Source organism: Pseudomonas sp. SIMBA_041 (genome assembly GCF_046535095.1).
Classification (GTDB): Bacteria; Pseudomonadota; Gammaproteobacteria; order Pseudomonadales; family Pseudomonadaceae; genus Aquipseudomonas; species Aquipseudomonas mucoides.
Window position 1 is genome coordinate 1 of record NZ_JAWRXJ010000476.1, and the last position, 262, is coordinate 262.

Annotated in this window: 1 protein-coding gene; it reads right to left on the minus strand. The window is 69.1% G+C overall.

Features of this window, described 5'->3' with window-relative positions; translation table 11 throughout:
- Nucleotides 1-262: N-formylglutamate amidohydrolase (locus tag SB725_RS31990; protein WP_410923485.1), on the minus strand; the 262-nt coding region annotated here is incomplete at both ends.

Below are 262 nucleotides of genomic sequence, written 5' to 3' on the forward strand. Positions count from 1 at the left end.
GCGCCTGACCTTCGACGAACAAGGGCTCGCCGTCGAACAGGGTGGCCGGGTACAGGCCCGTGGTGGCCCCCACGTACAAGGGCTTGTCATCGGACGGGCGGTTCAGGTCGATGACAAAACGCGAATATTCGGCCGCCAGGGTACTGGCCCCCAGCTCCTGGGCGAACTGGTACAGCCGTGGAATGTGCCAGTCGGTGTCCGGCAGGCTCTGCGCCTGGGGCACCAGCCCGGCCGCCACCGCCGGGGTCAGGCGCGTACCGGC